The organism is Streptomyces sp. AK02-01A, assembly GCF_033795305.1.
GTDB lineage: Bacteria > Actinomycetota > Actinomycetes > Streptomycetales > Streptomycetaceae > Streptomyces.
The window spans coordinates 52,815-67,553 of sequence record NZ_JARBAE010000025.1; the positions used below are offsets into that span (position 1 = coordinate 52,815).

Annotated in this window: 12 protein-coding genes; 5 read left to right on the forward strand and 7 right to left on the reverse strand. The window is 68.7% G+C overall.

The genetic code is table 11. The features are described from left to right. Positions 1-216: 216 nt before the first annotated feature. A complete protein-coding gene (locus PV679_RS22495) occupies positions 217-2,340 on the reverse strand; it encodes a glycogen debranching N-terminal domain-containing protein (RefSeq protein ID WP_319682153.1) in 2,124 nt (707 codons plus the stop codon). 125 nt (positions 2,341-2,465) lie between these two features. Between PV679_RS22495 and PV679_RS22500 the strand changes: the two genes are divergently transcribed. From PV679_RS22500 to PV679_RS22515, 4 genes are all read left to right on the forward strand, one after another. Next, complete coding sequence (locus tag PV679_RS22500; protein WP_319682154.1) at positions 2,466-3,515, forward strand: LacI family DNA-binding transcriptional regulator; 1,050 nt, start codon at positions 2,466-2,468, stop codon at positions 3,513-3,515. A gap of 145 nt (positions 3,516-3,660) precedes the next feature. Further along, positions 3,661-4,905: an extracellular solute-binding protein gene (locus tag PV679_RS22505; protein ID WP_319682155.1), complete on the forward strand. Its 1,245-nt coding sequence runs from the start codon at positions 3,661-3,663 to the stop codon at positions 4,903-4,905. A 5-nt stretch (positions 4,906-4,910) separates the two neighbouring features. After that, a complete protein-coding gene (locus tag PV679_RS22510) occupies positions 4,911-6,047 on the forward strand; it encodes a sugar ABC transporter permease (protein ID WP_319682156.1) in 1,137 nt (378 codons plus the stop codon). Then, on the forward strand, positions 6,044-6,982 hold the full coding sequence (locus tag PV679_RS22515) for a carbohydrate ABC transporter permease (RefSeq protein WP_319682157.1): 939 nt from the start codon (positions 6,044-6,046) through the stop codon (positions 6,980-6,982). Before PV679_RS22510 ends, PV679_RS22515 begins: the two co-directional genes overlap by 4 nt. An 84-nt stretch (positions 6,983-7,066) precedes the next feature. Here the strand turns inward: PV679_RS22515 and PV679_RS22520 are convergent, their stop codons facing one another. From PV679_RS22520 to PV679_RS22530, 3 genes are all read right to left on the reverse strand, one after another. Beyond that, complete coding sequence (locus PV679_RS22520; protein WP_319682158.1) at positions 7,067-7,492, reverse strand: hypothetical protein; 426 nt, start codon at positions 7,490-7,492, stop codon at positions 7,067-7,069. Positions 7,493-7,595: 103 nt separating this feature from the next. After that, positions 7,596-8,288 (reverse strand): HAD family phosphatase, encoded by a 693-nt coding sequence (locus PV679_RS22525; protein ID WP_319682159.1) that lies wholly within the window; start codon positions 8,286-8,288, stop codon positions 7,596-7,598. A 225-nt stretch (positions 8,289-8,513) separates the two neighbouring features. Further along, entirely contained in the window at positions 8,514-9,431 is a 918-nt protein-coding gene (locus PV679_RS22530) for a ScbA/BarX family gamma-butyrolactone biosynthesis protein (protein ID WP_319682160.1), read from the reverse strand. Between the two features lie 108 nt (positions 9,432-9,539). On the opposite strand from PV679_RS22530, the gene PV679_RS22535 reads away from it, so the two are divergent. Then, positions 9,540-10,193 (forward strand): ScbR family autoregulator-binding transcription factor, encoded by a 654-nt coding sequence (locus PV679_RS22535; protein ID WP_319682161.1) that lies wholly within the window; start codon positions 9,540-9,542, stop codon positions 10,191-10,193. A gap of 33 nt (positions 10,194-10,226) precedes the next feature. Here the strand turns inward: PV679_RS22535 and kdpC are convergent, their stop codons facing one another. The 3 genes from kdpC to kdpA are packed head-to-tail and all read right to left on the reverse strand — an operon-like array spanning position 10,227 to position 14,712. After that, complete coding sequence (gene kdpC, locus PV679_RS22540) at positions 10,227-10,856, reverse strand: potassium-transporting ATPase subunit KdpC (RefSeq protein ID WP_319682162.1); 630 nt, start codon at positions 10,854-10,856, stop codon at positions 10,227-10,229. 56 nt (positions 10,857-10,912) lie between these two features. Continuing rightward, the gene (kdpB, locus tag PV679_RS22545; protein ID WP_319682163.1) at positions 10,913-13,048 is read right to left on the reverse strand and encodes a potassium-transporting ATPase subunit KdpB; all 2,136 of its coding nucleotides are present in this window, start codon (positions 13,046-13,048) and stop codon (positions 10,913-10,915) included. After that, positions 13,048-14,712, reverse strand: coding sequence for a potassium-transporting ATPase subunit KdpA (kdpA, locus tag PV679_RS22550; protein ID WP_319682164.1), 1,665 nt, complete (start codon positions 14,710-14,712; stop codon positions 13,048-13,050). The genes kdpB and kdpA overlap by 1 nt, the downstream gene beginning before the upstream one ends. Positions 14,713-14,739 lie beyond the last annotated feature (27 nt).

Below are 14,739 nucleotides of genomic sequence, written 5' to 3' on the forward strand. Positions count from 1 at the left end.
CCTCCCGCCCCTCACCCGTTCGGCCCATCAGCGACACGGCTCTGTGGCGAATCCGGCCGAACACCGGGCCGGACAACAGCTCAAATCCACTCACACGCACCCACGGTCATCCGCACGGCCACCGGCGGCGCACGGCGAAGGAGCCACCGCCGGTGGCCGTGCGCCAGGATCCCGGCGCACGGCCCGGCCGCCGAAAGCCCGGAGCATGGCTCCGCGTCACCGTGGCGTCGCGTGCTCCCTCTTCACCTCCAGGCCCTCCGGCGCCTCGATGTGCGCCGTGCCGTCCGCGTCGACAGCGATGTCCAGACGCCCGCCCGCGATGTCGAAGCCCTCCACCTTCAGCGGCCGGTACGCCTCGGCGAAGGCGGGCGCGACCGTGATCGTGCCGCCCGGGACATCGGCGGTGAGTCCCAGGACCGACTGGAGGACCATCACGGACGACGCCGCCGCCCAGGCCTGCGGGCGGCAGGACGCCGGATAGGGCGAGGGCGAGGCGCCGCTCGCCGAGCCATGGCCCGCGAAGAGCTCGGGAAGCCGCGCGTCGAAGCCCGCCGAGGCGGTCAGCAGGCCCTCGGCCAGCGATGCGGCGGCGGCCGGGAATCCGGCCCTGATCAGCCCGTGGACCGCGATCGCGGTGTCGTGCGGCCATACGGAACCGATGTGGTAGCCGTACGGGTTGTAGCCCACGGAGTCGCTGCTCAGGGTCCGCAGACCATGGCCCGAGTCCAGGTCGGGCGTGCTGAGCCGGGCGGCCAGCAGAGCGCTCTCGTCCCGGTCGAGCAGACCCGTGCCCAGAAGATGGCCGAAGCCCGAAGTGACCGAGTCCACCGGCCGCTTGTCCCGGTCGAGGGCCACCGCCGGATACGGTCCGCGCTCGTCCTCCACCCAGAAGCGGCTCCGGAACCGGTCGCGCAGCCGGCCGGCCCACTCCTCCCACTCGTCGGCGCCCGGCCGTCCGAAGGCGCGCAGCAGATCGGCGCCGCCGCGTGCCGCCTCGTACGCGTACGCCTGGACCTCGCAGAGCGCGATCGGAGAGGCGGCCAGCCGGCCGTCCCGGTGCCTGATGGAGTCGCCCGAGTCCTTCCAGCCCTGGTTGGCCAGGCCCCGTCCGGTGTGGTCGATGTACTCCAGGAAGCCGTCGCCGTCCGCGTCTCCGTGGTCGCGCATCCAGGCGAGGGCGGACTCGGCGTGCGGCAGGAGCTGTTCGACCTGATCCGGAGCGAGACCCCAGCGCCAGGAGTCATGCAGCAGAGTGACCCACAGCGGAGTGGCGTCGACCGTGCCGTAGTAGCGGGCGGGCAGCGCGAACCCGTCGTCGAAGCGCTGTGTGGCGCGGCGCACCTCGTGCAGGATCTTGCCGGGCTGCTCCTCGGTGTCCCGGTCGGAGACCGCGCCCTGACGGCGGGCGAGTGTGCGCAGTGTGCCGGCGGCCAGATCGGTGCCCAGCGGCAGCAGCATCCGGGCCGCCCACAGCGAGTCCCGGCCGAAGAGCGTGAGGAACCACGGGGCTCCCGCGGCCAGGAACTGGTCAGCGGGCCGCTCCGGGTCGGCCAGGCGCAGCCGGTCGAGGTCTGCCGCCGACTGGCTCAGCCAGTGGTCGAAGCGCCGGTCCGCGCTGCGCAGCCGAGGCGTGCGCCAGGGCACGCTGTCCGCCGGCGGCGCGGGAAACTGGTCGCCGTCCTCGTGAGCCGCGTCACAGCGCAGTACGGCGGTCCACGCCGAGCCCGGCGCCAGTTCGATCTCGTACTCCAGCCGTCCCGTCTCCGGCTCGACGGCGGCGGGCGCCGGTGCGCTCGTGAGGCGTACGGCGAAGGAGTCGCGAGACCAGCCGAGGCCGTCCTCGATGGCCGTGGCGGTGGCGGGGCTCTGCCGGTTTCCCGTCTTGACGCGCTCCATCGGCGCGAGGTCGGTGGCGGCGGTGACGATCAGCCGGACGCGGACGTGCCGGCGTCCGGCGTTGCCGACTTCGAGGGTCTCCTCCAGGAGTCCGGGAGTGACATGGCGCCGCCGGTGCAGGGTGACCGCCGGGTCCGGTGTCTCCTCGCCCAGGCCGCGCAGCACACCGCGGAAGGCCGCCCGGTCCGCTCCGTCGAGGGCTCCGTGGACCGGCGCGATCGTGATGCCGTCGGCCTCGACGGTCAGCCGGGCCAGGGCTCTGCTGTCGCCGTGGTAGAAGCCGTCGGCGCCGCCGGCGATCTGTCCGTCCGGGTGCGAGACGGCGAAGCTCGGCGCGTACAGCGTCACGACGGCGTCGTGCAGGAATGGCTGGAGGCCCTCGGCCGCGGGGCCGGCCCCCGCGACGGAGTTCGTTATGTCGTGGGTCTTGACAGTCGTATCCAAAACAGCAGAACCTCTCAGGCATTGGAGCGTTCCAAGAACCCTAACGACGACATCAGGTCGTTGACAACGTCATTGGAACGCTCCAATGAACTCATCCATTCGCCAGACCGGTTCCGGAGACTGTCATGCCCCGCTCCCCCAACTCCCCCTCACCCAAGGCGGGTCCGGTGACCCTGGCCATGGTCGCGAGGCGGGCCGGGGTCTCTCCGCAAACGGTCTCAAACGCCCTCAATTCGCCCGATCTGCTGCGGCCCGAGACTCTGGAACGAGTCCGCCGCACCATCGACGAGATGGGCTATCGCCCTCATCGGGCCGCTCAGACGCTGCGCACCCGCTCCAGCAAACTCATCGGCTACGGAATCCGTCCCACCGCGCCCGGCACCTCGGCCCCGGTCATGGACCGCTTTCTGCACGCTCTCTCCCAGACTGCGGACGAGGCCGGTTACCGGGTGCTGCTGTTCGCCTCGCCACCGGGCACCGCCGGTCTGGACGGCTACGAGGAACTCCTCGACCTGCACAATGTCGACGGTTTCGTACTGAGCGGCACCGAGCGCGGCGACCAGCGCCAGGCGTGGCTGGAGAAGCGCGGTGTGCCGTTCGTGGGCTTCGGCCGGATGTGGTCGGGCCGCCAGATCGGTGACTGGGTGGATGTCGATGGCGCCTCCGGTACGGACGCGGCGGTCGAGCACCTCGTGGACCAGGGGCATCGCAAGATCGCGTTCCTCGGCTGGCCGCGCGGCTCCGGCGTCGGTGACGACCGCGCGGAGGGCTGGCAGCGCGCCATGCGGCGGCACGGCCTTCCGGTCCGCGGCCGGCGGGCGCAGAGCGTCGACGACATCTCCTCGGCGCGGGCCGCCGCCGGACCACTGCTCGACGCGGGAGCCACGGCGGTGGTCGCCGCCAGTGACATGCTGGCGCTGGGCTGCTACCACGCACTGCGCGAGCGGAGAGCCGTACCGGGCAGGGATCTCGCGGTCGTCGGCTTCGACGACTCCCCCACCGCGTCGCTCCTCTCACCCGGCCTGTCCACCGTCGCTCAGCCGCTGGAGGCCGTCGGCCGCGAATGCGTCCGTCTCCTGCTGGCACGGATGTCGGAGCCCGGCGCTCCGCCCGAGCGCGTCCTGCTCGAACCGTCCCTCGTCGTCCGCGACAGCACGCCCGCACCGGGCCACTGACCACCAACCCTGCCCGTACCGGGCACCGCACCACCCCACAGCCGCTCCGGGCGACCAGGCATCGCGCCCGCCCGGGGCCAGTGATTCACAGCACGCCCCTCTCCGGGCTGTTGAGCCGCACGTCGTATCCCTTCTGGAGGAATTCATGGTCACCCGCACGACCGTCGCCGCCCTCGCCACCTGCGCGGCGCTGCTGGCCGCCACCGGCTGCTCGTCCAGCTTCGGCGATGCCAAGGAGCCGGAGCAGGACAAGAACGGCAAGCAGGAACTGACGGTCCTGATCGCCACCTCCGGGGACGCCGAGACTCAGGCCGTCAAGACCGCCGCCGCCGCGTACGCGAAGGAATCCGGCAACACGGTCACGGTCTCGATCGCCAAGGACATGAACCAGCAGCTCGCCCAGTCGTTCGCCGGGCACAAGCCGCCGGACGTCTTCTACGTCAACTCCGACCAGTTCGCGAACTACGCCAAGGGCGGCTCGCTGTACCCGTACGGAGACCAGATATCCGACGCCTCGGACTTCTCCGAGCAGCTCCGGACCTCCTTCACGTACGACGGCAAGCTGGTGTGCCTGCCCAAGGACACCTCCACCCTCGGTCTCGTCGTCAACTCCGATCTCTGGAAGAAGGCCGGGCTGACGGCGAAGGACTATCCGAAGAGCTGGCAGGAGCTGCGGAACGTCGCGGACAAGCTCACCGGCGACGGCGTCACCGGCCTGGTCACCAGCGACGAGTACCAGCGGCTCGGTGTCTTCATGAAGCAGGCGGGCGGCTGGCTGACCGACGCGGACCAGAAGAAGATGACCGCCGCCACTCCGGAGAACGCCGAGGGCCTCGGCTTCGTCCAGTCCCTGCTCAAGTCCGGCTCGATGAAGTACGCGAAGCAGGTGGACACGAGCTGGGGCGGTGAGGCGCTCGGCAAGGGCAAGGCCGCCATGACCATCGAGGGCAACTGGCTCGACGGCGGGATGAAGCTCGACTATCCGGATGTGAAGTACGACGTGGTGCCGCTGCCCGCCGGACCGGCCGGCCAGTCCACGCTCGCCTTCAGCAACTGCTGGGGCGTGGCCGCCGAGAGCGCGCACCGCGCGGCGAGCGTCGATCTCGTCAAGTACCTCAGCTCCGCCGACCAGCAGCTCGCCTTCGCCGACGCGTTCGGTGTGATGCCGTCGCGGACGAGCGCGCTCAAGACGTACGCCGAGCGGGAGCCGCGCGCCAAGGCGTGGGTCGACGGCAGCGCGTACGCCCAGGGCCCCGTGACCATCGCCGGCTTCGACAAGGTGCTGAGCCAGTTCAACACCGATCTCCAGTCGCTGCGGACGGCCGACCCGAAGAAGATCCTCGCCGACCTGCAGCGCAACGGCGAACAGGCGATCGCGAAGGGCAATTGAGCCCCATGCGTATCCGCACGATGCTCGCGAGCCGTACGCCTCCCGGAGGCCGTACGCCGAGCGCACCCGGCGGGACCGACACCACCGGCACGGCCCGCGCACGGCGCGCGGGCCGGCGCCGGGAAGGCGCGTGGGGCTGGCTGTTCGTCAGCCCCATGGTGCTGATCCTCGGCCTGTTCCTGGTCCTTCCCATCCTGATGGCGCTGTGGGTGAGCCTGCTGCACTGGGACGGCCAGTCCAATCCGTTCAGCGGCCAGGCCGACTTCGTGGGTCTGGAGAACTACCGGACGCTCTTCACTCAGGACGGTCTCGACCGCACCCTCTTCGCGACCGCACTGCGCAACAACGCCTACTACGTGCTGCTGACCGTGCCTCTCCAGACCGGTCTGGCACTGGGCCTGGCGCTGATCCTCAACCAGCGGATGCTGCGCGGGCGCGGCGCGCTGCGTACGACGTTCTTCTTCCCGTCGGTCACCAGCTCCATCGCCGTCGCCACGATCTTCCTCTTCCTCTTCCAGGGCAGCGGCGCCGTCAACGCCCTGCTGTCGTGGATCGGAGTGAAAGGACCGAACTGGTTCGCGGACCCGCGCGGAGTGCTCTCGCTGATCCTGGGCGGCCTCGGGATCGTCGATCCGGAGCAGCCGACCGGCTTGCTGGCCGACCATTCCTTCATGGGCCTCTCGTGGTTCGAGTGGCTGTCCGGACCCTCCATCGCGATGTGCACGATCATCCTGCTGGCCGTGTGGACCACGTCCGGCACCTTCATGCTGATCTTCCTCGCGGCGCTCCAGGACATCCCTCGTGAGCTGGAGGAGACGGCGGCCCTGGAAGGCGTCAACCGCCGTCAGCTCCTGCGGTACGTGACGCTGCCCGCGCTGCGTCCCGTGCTGTTCCTGGTGCTCACGCTGGGACTGATCGCCACCTGGCAGGTCTTCGACCAGGTATACGTGATGGGCCAGGGCGCGCCGGGCAATACGACACTGACGCCCGCCTTCCTGTCGTACTCCTCGGGCTTCGACAACGCGGACTTCGGCCAGGGATCGGCGATCGCGTTCGTCCTGCTGGTCCTGATCCTCACTCTGACCGCGTTCCAGCGCTGGGCGCTGCGCGAGCGCGGCACACGTATCAGGAGGAACCGATGAGCACCGCCGGTACGGCCGTACGCGACCGGGCCGAGCGGGCCCGGGCGCGCCGCGCCTCACGCGAGCGGGCCCTCCCCGTGCTGGGCCGCTTCTCCCTTCCGCTGCGCGTGCTGGGTTACGCCCTGGTGGTCGGGCTGGCCCTGCTCTATCTGCTGCCGTTCGTCGTGCAGTTGGTGACCGGATTCAAGACGGACCCGGACGCCGCGGCGAATCCGCTGTCGCTGCTGCCCACCACTCCGACGACGGCGGCCTACCAGCGGCTGTTCGGGCTGAGCGAGTCCGCCGACGGGGTGCCCTTCCTGCGCTGGCTCGGCAACTCGTCGCTGGTGGCGGTGGTCGTCACCGCGGGACGGGTGCTCTTCGACTCGATGGCGGGTTACGCGCTGGCGCGGCTGCGGTTCCGGGGCCGTTCGGTGCTGTTCGTCTTCGTGGTCTCGGTGATGGCGGTGCCCGGTGTGACACTGCTCATCCCGAAGTTCCTGGTGCTCAACACCTTCGGGATCTTCGACACCTACACCGGCATGATCTTGCCGCTGCTGGTGGACGCGGCGGGCATCTTCATCATGAAGCAGTTCTTCGAGTCGGTGCCGCGTGAGGTCGAGGAGGCGGCGCGGGTCGACGGAGCCGGTGTGTTCCGGATCTTCTGGTCGATCGTCCTGCCGATGGCCAGACCCGCGCTGATCACTCTGACCATCCTGTCGTTCCAGGGTTCCTGGAACGAGTTCACCCACTTCCTCGTCGCCACCCAGTCCAGCCAGTACGAGACGCTCACCACGGGCCTGTCCCGCTTTGTCTCGGGCGGTCTCGGCGGCGGCACGCAGTATCCGCTGAAGCTGGCCGCGGCCCTGCTCTCCACGCTTCCGGTGGCGGCGCTGTTCTTCTGCTTCCAGCGGTACTTCGTCAACGGCGCCAACTCGGGCGCGATCAAGGAGTAACGCCCCGGGCGACCGGAGCACGAGATGAACGTCCTGGGCTCGGCCGGATTCCCGGCCGGGCCCTTCGGGCACTCGCCGGCTTCCTCACTGGTCCGGGCGCCGGGGCAGCCAGGGAAATCCACGACCGCGGTGGTGGGCCCGGCGCGGTGCGCCTACGGGCCCGGCGGCGGACTCCGGTGGGCGCGCGGTGTCCTCGCCGGAGCGGGCGGGGCCGTCCGTGGGCGGATGCAGCCCTTCCTTGTCGTAGGTGGTGGCGGCGATCACCGCCATGAGCTGTTCCTCGGTGAAATTCTCCGAACCCGGCACATGAGGCACATAGCCCATGAGCACACCGTCCTCGACGACCTCCGCCCTCAGACCCACCGCTTCATCGATGTCCCAGACCGCCTCACCACCGTCGGCGAGCACAATCTGCACGCCGAACTCATAGACACCCAGGTGGGCCAGATGGGCCATGACGCCGCGGGCCCGCAGCGACGAGACGAGACGGCCGGCACGTTCCTCATCCATTCGGATGACCAACTCTCCGCACGGCGACTTATGAACCGATATGTTCACTGGAGTCATGGTAGGCGGACATCCGTCGCACGATCAACGGCGCGGCCGGGCGCCGTCAGTCCGGCCCCTGGACACCGGCCCGGCCCGCGGCCCAGACGGAGAGTTCGGGCTCGTCCAGCGAGCGGACCCACAGGTCGACCAGTTCCGCGACCTGCTCGCCGGGCCAGGGACCGACCCCGAGGATGCGCGTGCCCGCACCGACCGCGGCCCGGATGCCGCAGAGGGAGTCCTCGACGGCCAGAGTGTCGGCCGGCGCGGCGCCGCAGAGCCGTGCGGCGGTGAGATACACGTCCGGATGAGGCTTGGGCCGGATTTCGCCTTCCGGTACGACGACATGGTCGAAGCGGCCCAGCAGCCCGGATCTTCCGAGCGAGGACTCGACGACCTCTCTCGGGCAGTTGCTGGCGACGGCCAGCGGCGCGAACTTCGCGCAGCTCTCCACCAGTTGACGGGCGCCGGGCATGATCATGGGATTGCCGGCGACCAGAACGCGGAAATGCGCGAGAAGGCGGCCGGTCATCTCCGCGGCGAGATCGGGCCGGCCGGCCTCCTCGGCCATGAGGCGTCCGCATTCGGTGTAGTGCAGCCCCTTGGCGCGCTCCGCGAACCCGGCGGCCGGCTCGCACTCGTACTCGCGCAGGGCGCGAATTCGCGCGTCCTGCCAGTGGCGTTCGGTGTCCATGAGAGTGCCGTCGCAGTCGAAGACGACCGCTGCCGGAGTCCAGGAATGGATGCGATGAACTGTCATCCGATTGCTTTCCGTTCAGGAGAGCCCGGAAAGCGGCGGCACTCGCCGCCACGACGGCACAAAACACCGCGGGCGCGTTGGTCAGCCACTCTCGGGCGGGTGCGGTCCCAGGCGGGCGCAGCCTTCGAAGGCCGTTTTCGGCGTCCGCCGAAGAACATAACGGTCGCTACGCTAGAGAGGAAAACTCTCGGTAGTCAAGTGACTGCGCATAGTATTTCTAGCTGTTTACCTGTAGCCGAGGATGCCGAAAGCCTTCTGTTCGCCATCCTGGAAAAATCGAAAGACGCAGGTCTCGTGGTGCGCCACGCACAGGACTCGGGCCGGCGGGCTGAATTCGACGAAGCGCGCGGCTTTCAGCCGTCCGGACGCGGGACGCAGCAGAGTTCCCCGGCTTTCCACGGCCGCGGCCTGACGGGCCGCCTCCAGAAGGACCATCCCCGGTACATGATCCGTGGCATGGTCGAAGAAGAATGGATGCGTCGGATCGGCCGGGGCCACCAGAACTCCGCCGCCGTCGAGTCCGATGACCACATCGTGCGCTCCGGTCACTCCGAGGCTCCGGGCGTCGGGGCGGGCCACCTCCGCGGTCCCCGCCCGCGGCGAGACGAATTCCGTACGCCCTTCCCGCCGGGCGGCGTACTGTTCGCCGTCCAGGAATCGCGCACCTCCTCCGGCCTGCGCGAAAGGCACGCCATGCGCGCTGAAGCGCACACGCAGCCGCAGTCCGGTGACGGTGTCGTCCGGTCCTCGCCGGACCTCGCTCACACGCACCAGACAGGTGACTCCGGTGGCACCGGTGACGGCCCGAGGTTCCGCCGACGGATCGATCCCGAAGTACAGATCACTGATGAGCAGACGCGAAGACACGGGAACCGCGAAATACCGCAGCGGAATGTGGATGCCGAGCTGCCGCAGCGTCTCGACGATGACCAGCGGGCTGTGCAGTCCCACTCCGTCACGCGGAAAGGTCGGATGCGACCGCGACCATGACGCCGCGGCCTCGAAATCGCCGTTTTCGAGCCTCCGTACATCCGTGAGAAGCACTTCCGCCACGGAGCTCCGGTGCACTGTCTCACGGGCGACGGTGCGCGACCAGGTCAGTGGCCGGACTTCGCCGGCGATGTCGCCAACCGAGGTATCCATGCGATAAGAAAATCGTAATTCTTGTGAAGATGCACCCGGTGCGCCACCCGGTCCGCGAAAGCACTACATTGCGTGCTGTCATCGACGGGACGGGAATCCGGGGCGCATATGCAGGTTCAGGCGAAGCGGGTACGTGCGGAAACGACACGCAGGTTTCTCTTGGAGGCGGCGGCACACCTGTTCGATGAACGAGGTTACGCCGGCACCAGCATCAGTGATATCAGCGCGCGGTCGGGCCGTACCAGCGGGGCCATCTACTTCCATTACGCCAGCAAGGAGAATCTGGCCCTGGCCGTTGTCGAGGCACATTTCGCGGCTTGGCCGAAGCTGATCGATCAGTACAGATCGGCCGGACTTCCGGCACTCGAAAGGCTGATCGGGCTGAGTTTCGCCGTCGCCAGAGCATTCCGCGACGATGTCGTCATCCGGGCCGGATCGCGTCTCTGGGCCGAGCGCAAGTCCATCGATGTCACGCTGCCGCGCCCTTTCGTCGGCTGGATCGAGACAGTCACCGAACTGCTCGAAGAGGCCCACCGCGAAGACGAATTCGCCATCGGTGTCACTCCCGAGGTGGCCGCTCAGGGGCTGGTGTCCGCGTTCTTCGGACTGCACACCGTCTCCGACGCGCTGGAGGGACGCCGGCGGATCGAGGACGGTCTGCACGATCTGTGGCTGCTGCTTCTGCCCGCGCTCCAGACGGATCCCGATCCCGCCTCGCTGCTCGCCCGGGTGCGGGAGCGTGAGGAAGACGCCGCCATCTGAGCTGATCCGTACTCACCCGCGCTCACCGCACGGTCACTTCACCGTGCTGAGAGCGTGGTTCAGCTCGACGACATTGACGCCGTCCTGGCCCAGGAAGCCGATGTCACGGCCCTCGGCATGCTCGGCGACCAGCCGTCGCACCGTCGCCGTACGCAGTCCGCGTGCCCTGGCCACCCGGTTGACCTGCTGGTCCGCGTACGCCCGCGAGATGTCCGGATCGAGGCCGGAGCCCGAGGCGGTCACCGCGTCGACGGGCACGCTGCTCGGTGGGACACCGTCGAACGCGGCCACCGCGGCTCTCCGTTCCTTGACGAGCCTGACCAGGACGGGGTTGTTGGGACCCAGATTGGAGGCAGCCGAACCGGCGGCGTCATAGCCGGCGGGCCCGGCCGCCGAGGGCCGGGGCTGGAACCACTTCGGGTCCGGCCGGCCGGCGGCCCGGCCCCGCCGCTCCGGCAGGACGAAGTTCTGGCCGATCAGGGCGGACGCCACCGGCCTGCCGTTCTCCTCGATCAGCGAGCCGTTGGCCTGGTGCGGAAAGACGGCCTGGGCGATACCCGTGATCAGCAGCGGATAGCCGGCACCGGTGATCACGGTGAACACCAGCAGCATCCGCAGCGCCGACAGATGACGGCGGACAACGGGACGGAGCGCGAGGGTCATGGCGGTCGTCTTCTCCTGTGAGTCAGCACGGGCTGTGGGTCGGCGCGGGCTGTGGGTCAGCGCAGGCCGGGAATGAACTGGATGATGAGGTCGATCACCTTGATTCCGACGAACGGAAGGATCAGACCGCCCACTCCGTACAGCCAGATATTGCGGCTCAGCAGCGCGGACGCCGACGACGGCCGGTAACGGACACCGCGCAGAGCGAGCGGGATCAGCGCCACGATGATCAGCGCGTTGAAGATGATCGCGGCGGAGATGGCCGAGGTCGGGCTGTGCAACCGCATGATGTTGAGGTTGTCCAGCCCGGGATAGACGACCGCGAACATCGCGGGAATGATGGCGAAGTACTTCGCGACATCGTTGGCGATCGAGAACGTCGTCAGCGCACCACGAGTGATCAGCAACTGCTTGCCGATCTCGACGATCTCGATGAGCTTCGTCGGATTGGAGTCCAGATCCACCATGTTCCCGGCCTCCTTGGCGGCCGAGGTACCGGTGTTCATGGCCACGCCGACATCCGCCTGCGCCAGCGCCGGAGCGTCGTTCGTACCGTCACCCGCCATGGCGACCAGCTTGCCGCCCGCCTGCTCCCGTCTGATGAGCGCCATCTTGTCCTCCGGAGTAGCCTCGGCGAGGAAGTCGTCCACACCGGCCTCCTCCGCGATCGCTCTGGCGGTCAGCGGATTGTCACCCGTGATCATGACCGTCCTGATGCCCATACGGCGCAGCTCGTCGAACCGCTCCCGCATCCCTTCCTTGACGACATCCTTGAGATGGATGACACCCAGCACCCGGCCGGTCCTCGCGCCACCGCGCCCGGTCAGCTCGGCGACGACCAGCGGAGTACCGCCGCTCGCCGAGATGCCGTCCACGATCCCGCCGATATCGGCGCCGGTCTGGCCGCCGTTCTCGCGCACCCAGCGCATCACGGCCGCGGCGGCGCCCTTGCGCAGCGAACGAGGACCGTCCGGGCCGGTGAGGTCGACGCCGCTCATCCGGCTCCGCGCGGTGAAAGGTACGAATACGGCGTCCGCCAGCTCTCCTTCGCTCCGGCCGCGCAGTGCGTGACGCTCCTTGGCGAGAACCACGATCGAGCGGCCCTCCGGTGTCTCGTCGACGATCGACGAGAGCTGCGCGGCGTCGGCCAGTTCCGCGACGCCAACACCCTCGGCCGGCAGGAACTCGGCGGCCTGGCGGTTGCCGAGAGTGATCGTGCCGGTCTTGTCCAGCAGCAGCGTGTTGACATCACCGGCGGCCTCGACCGCGCGTCCCGACATGGCCAGCACATTGCGCTGGACGAGCCGGTCCATGCCCGCGATACCGATCGCGGACAGCAGGGCCCCGATGGTGGTCGGGATCAGCGCGACCACCAGCGCCACCAGAATCACCAGTGGCTGCTCCGCGTTTGCGAAGACCGCGAAGGGCTGCAGAGTCACCACGGCGATCAGGAAGACGATGGTCAGCGAGGCGAGCAGGATGTTCAGCGCGATCTCGTTCGGTGTCTTCTGCCGGGCCGCGCCCTCGACGAGCGCGATCATCCGGTCGATGAAGGTCTCACCCGGCCGCGAGGTGATCCGTACGACGATCCGGTCCGACAGCACCTTTGTGCCGCCGGTCACGGCCGAGCGGTCGCCGCCCGACTCACGGATCACCGGCGCCGACTCGCCGGTGATCGCCGACTCGTCGACGGAGGCGACCCCTTCGACCACATCACCGTCACCCGGGATGATCTGCCCGGCCTCGACGACCACGAGATCGCCGGGCAGCAGCTCGTTCGCCGGCGCCTCCTCCTCCGCCGTGTGCTGTGCTCCCGGCCGCCAGTCGCGGGCCAGCCGGCGAGCCGTGGTGTCGGTCTTCGTCCGGCGCAGGGTCTCGGCCTGCGCCTTGCCCCGGCCCTCGGCGACCGCCTCGGACAAGTTGGCGAAGACACTCGTCAGCCAGAGCCAGGCGGTGATCACCCAGGCGAAGACGCCGGGGTTCTTGATGGCCGACAGAGTGGTCAGCACCGCGCACACCTCGACGGCGAACATCACCGGGTTGTGGAACATCACCCGGGGATCGAGCTTGCGCAGCGCGTCCGGGAAGGAGCTGACCAGTTGTCTCGGGTCCAGCAGTCCGCCGGAGATCCGGCGGCTGTTCACCGCCAGCGGGTCCTTCGGCGCCGGGGGCTGTCCGGTGGTCGTGGACATCAGCGCAGCCCTTCCGCGAGCGGGCCCAGCGCGAGCGCCGGGAAGTAGGTGAGGCCGACGACGATGAGGATCACACCGGTGAGCAGGCCGACGAAGAGCGGCCGGTGCGTCGGCAGTGTTCCCGCGTTGGCCGGGACCGGCTGCTGCTCGGCGAGAGATCCGGCGAGCGCCAGCACGAACACGATCGGCAGAAACCGGCCGATGATCATCGCAAGGCCCAGTGCGGTGTTGTACCAGTCCGTATTCGCGGACAGCCCGGCGAAGGCCGAACCATTGTTGTTGGCGGCCGAGGTGAAGGCGTACAGCACCTCCGAGAATCCGTGCGGCCCGGGGTTGAGCATCGCCGCGCGCTCGCCCGGCAGCGCCATCGCGAGGCCGGCGCCGGTCAGGACCACGGCGGGCGTGGTGAGGATGTACAGCGAGGCGAACTTCATCTGCCGCCCGCGCAGCTTCTTGCCCAGATACTCGGGCGTACGGCCGACCATCAGACCCGCGACGAAGACTCCGACGACCGCCAGCACGAGGATGCCGTAGAGGCCGGATCCCGTACCGCCGGGAGCGATCTCACCCAGCATCATGTTGAAGATCGTCATCCCGCCGCCGCCGGGCGAGTACGAGTCGTGGAAGGAGTTGACGGCCCCGCAGGACGTCAGTGTGGTGGCTACCGCGAAGAGCGCTGAGGCCCAGACGCCGAAGCGCTGTTCCTTGCCTTCCATCATTCCGCCGGCGGCGTGGCCTGCCGTACTGCTCACGCTGTGCAGCTCATTGGCCGTGACGATGGCGACGGAGGCCATCCAGATCAGGGCCATGACGGCGACGATCGCGTAGCTCTGGCGCCGGTCGCCGGTCATCGTGCCGAAGGTGCGGGGCAGCGAGAAGGCGATCACCGACAGCAGATAGATCTCCAGCCAGTTGGTGAAGCCGTTCGGACTCTCGAAGGGATGCGCGGAGTTGGCGTTGTAGAAGCCGCCGCCGTTGGTACCCAGCTCCTTGATGGCCTCCTGAGAGGCCACCGGGCCGCCGGGAATGGTCTGGCTCTCTCCCGCGATGGTGGTGACCGAGTGGAAACCGTGCAAATTCTGGATCACTCCGGCCGCCACCAGCACGATCGCGAAGACCACGGCCAGCGGCAGCAGGACGCGCAGGACGATCCTGGTGAGGTCCACCCAGAAGTTTCCGACCCGGTCCGTCTTCTTCCGGGTGAATCCGCGGATGAGCGCGGCCATCACCGCGATGCCGACCGCGGCCGAGACGAAGTTCTGGACCGCCAGACCCGACATCTGCACCAGATGGCCCAGCGCCGACTCGCCGGAGTACGACTGCCAGTTGGTGTTCGTGACAAAGGACGCCGCCGTGTTGAACGACTGGCCGGGATCCATGGCAGGTGTGTTCAGCGACAGCGGCAGACCGCTCTGCAGGCGCAGGAATCCGTAGAGGAACAGCAGCGAGATCAGCGAGAAGGCCAGGACGCCGCGGAGAAACGAGGTCCACTTCTGGTCCACGTCCGCGTCGACTCCGCCGACCCGGTACAGCACTCGCTCCAGGCGCCAGTGCCGCGGTGAGGTGAGGACGTACGCGATGTAGTCGCCCAGCGGCCGGAAGGACAGCGCGAGGGCCGCCACCAGGGCGAGGATCTGCAGCCATCCCGCGAGAGTGCCGTTCATCGAGGACCTTTCGTCGTTCGGGACCTC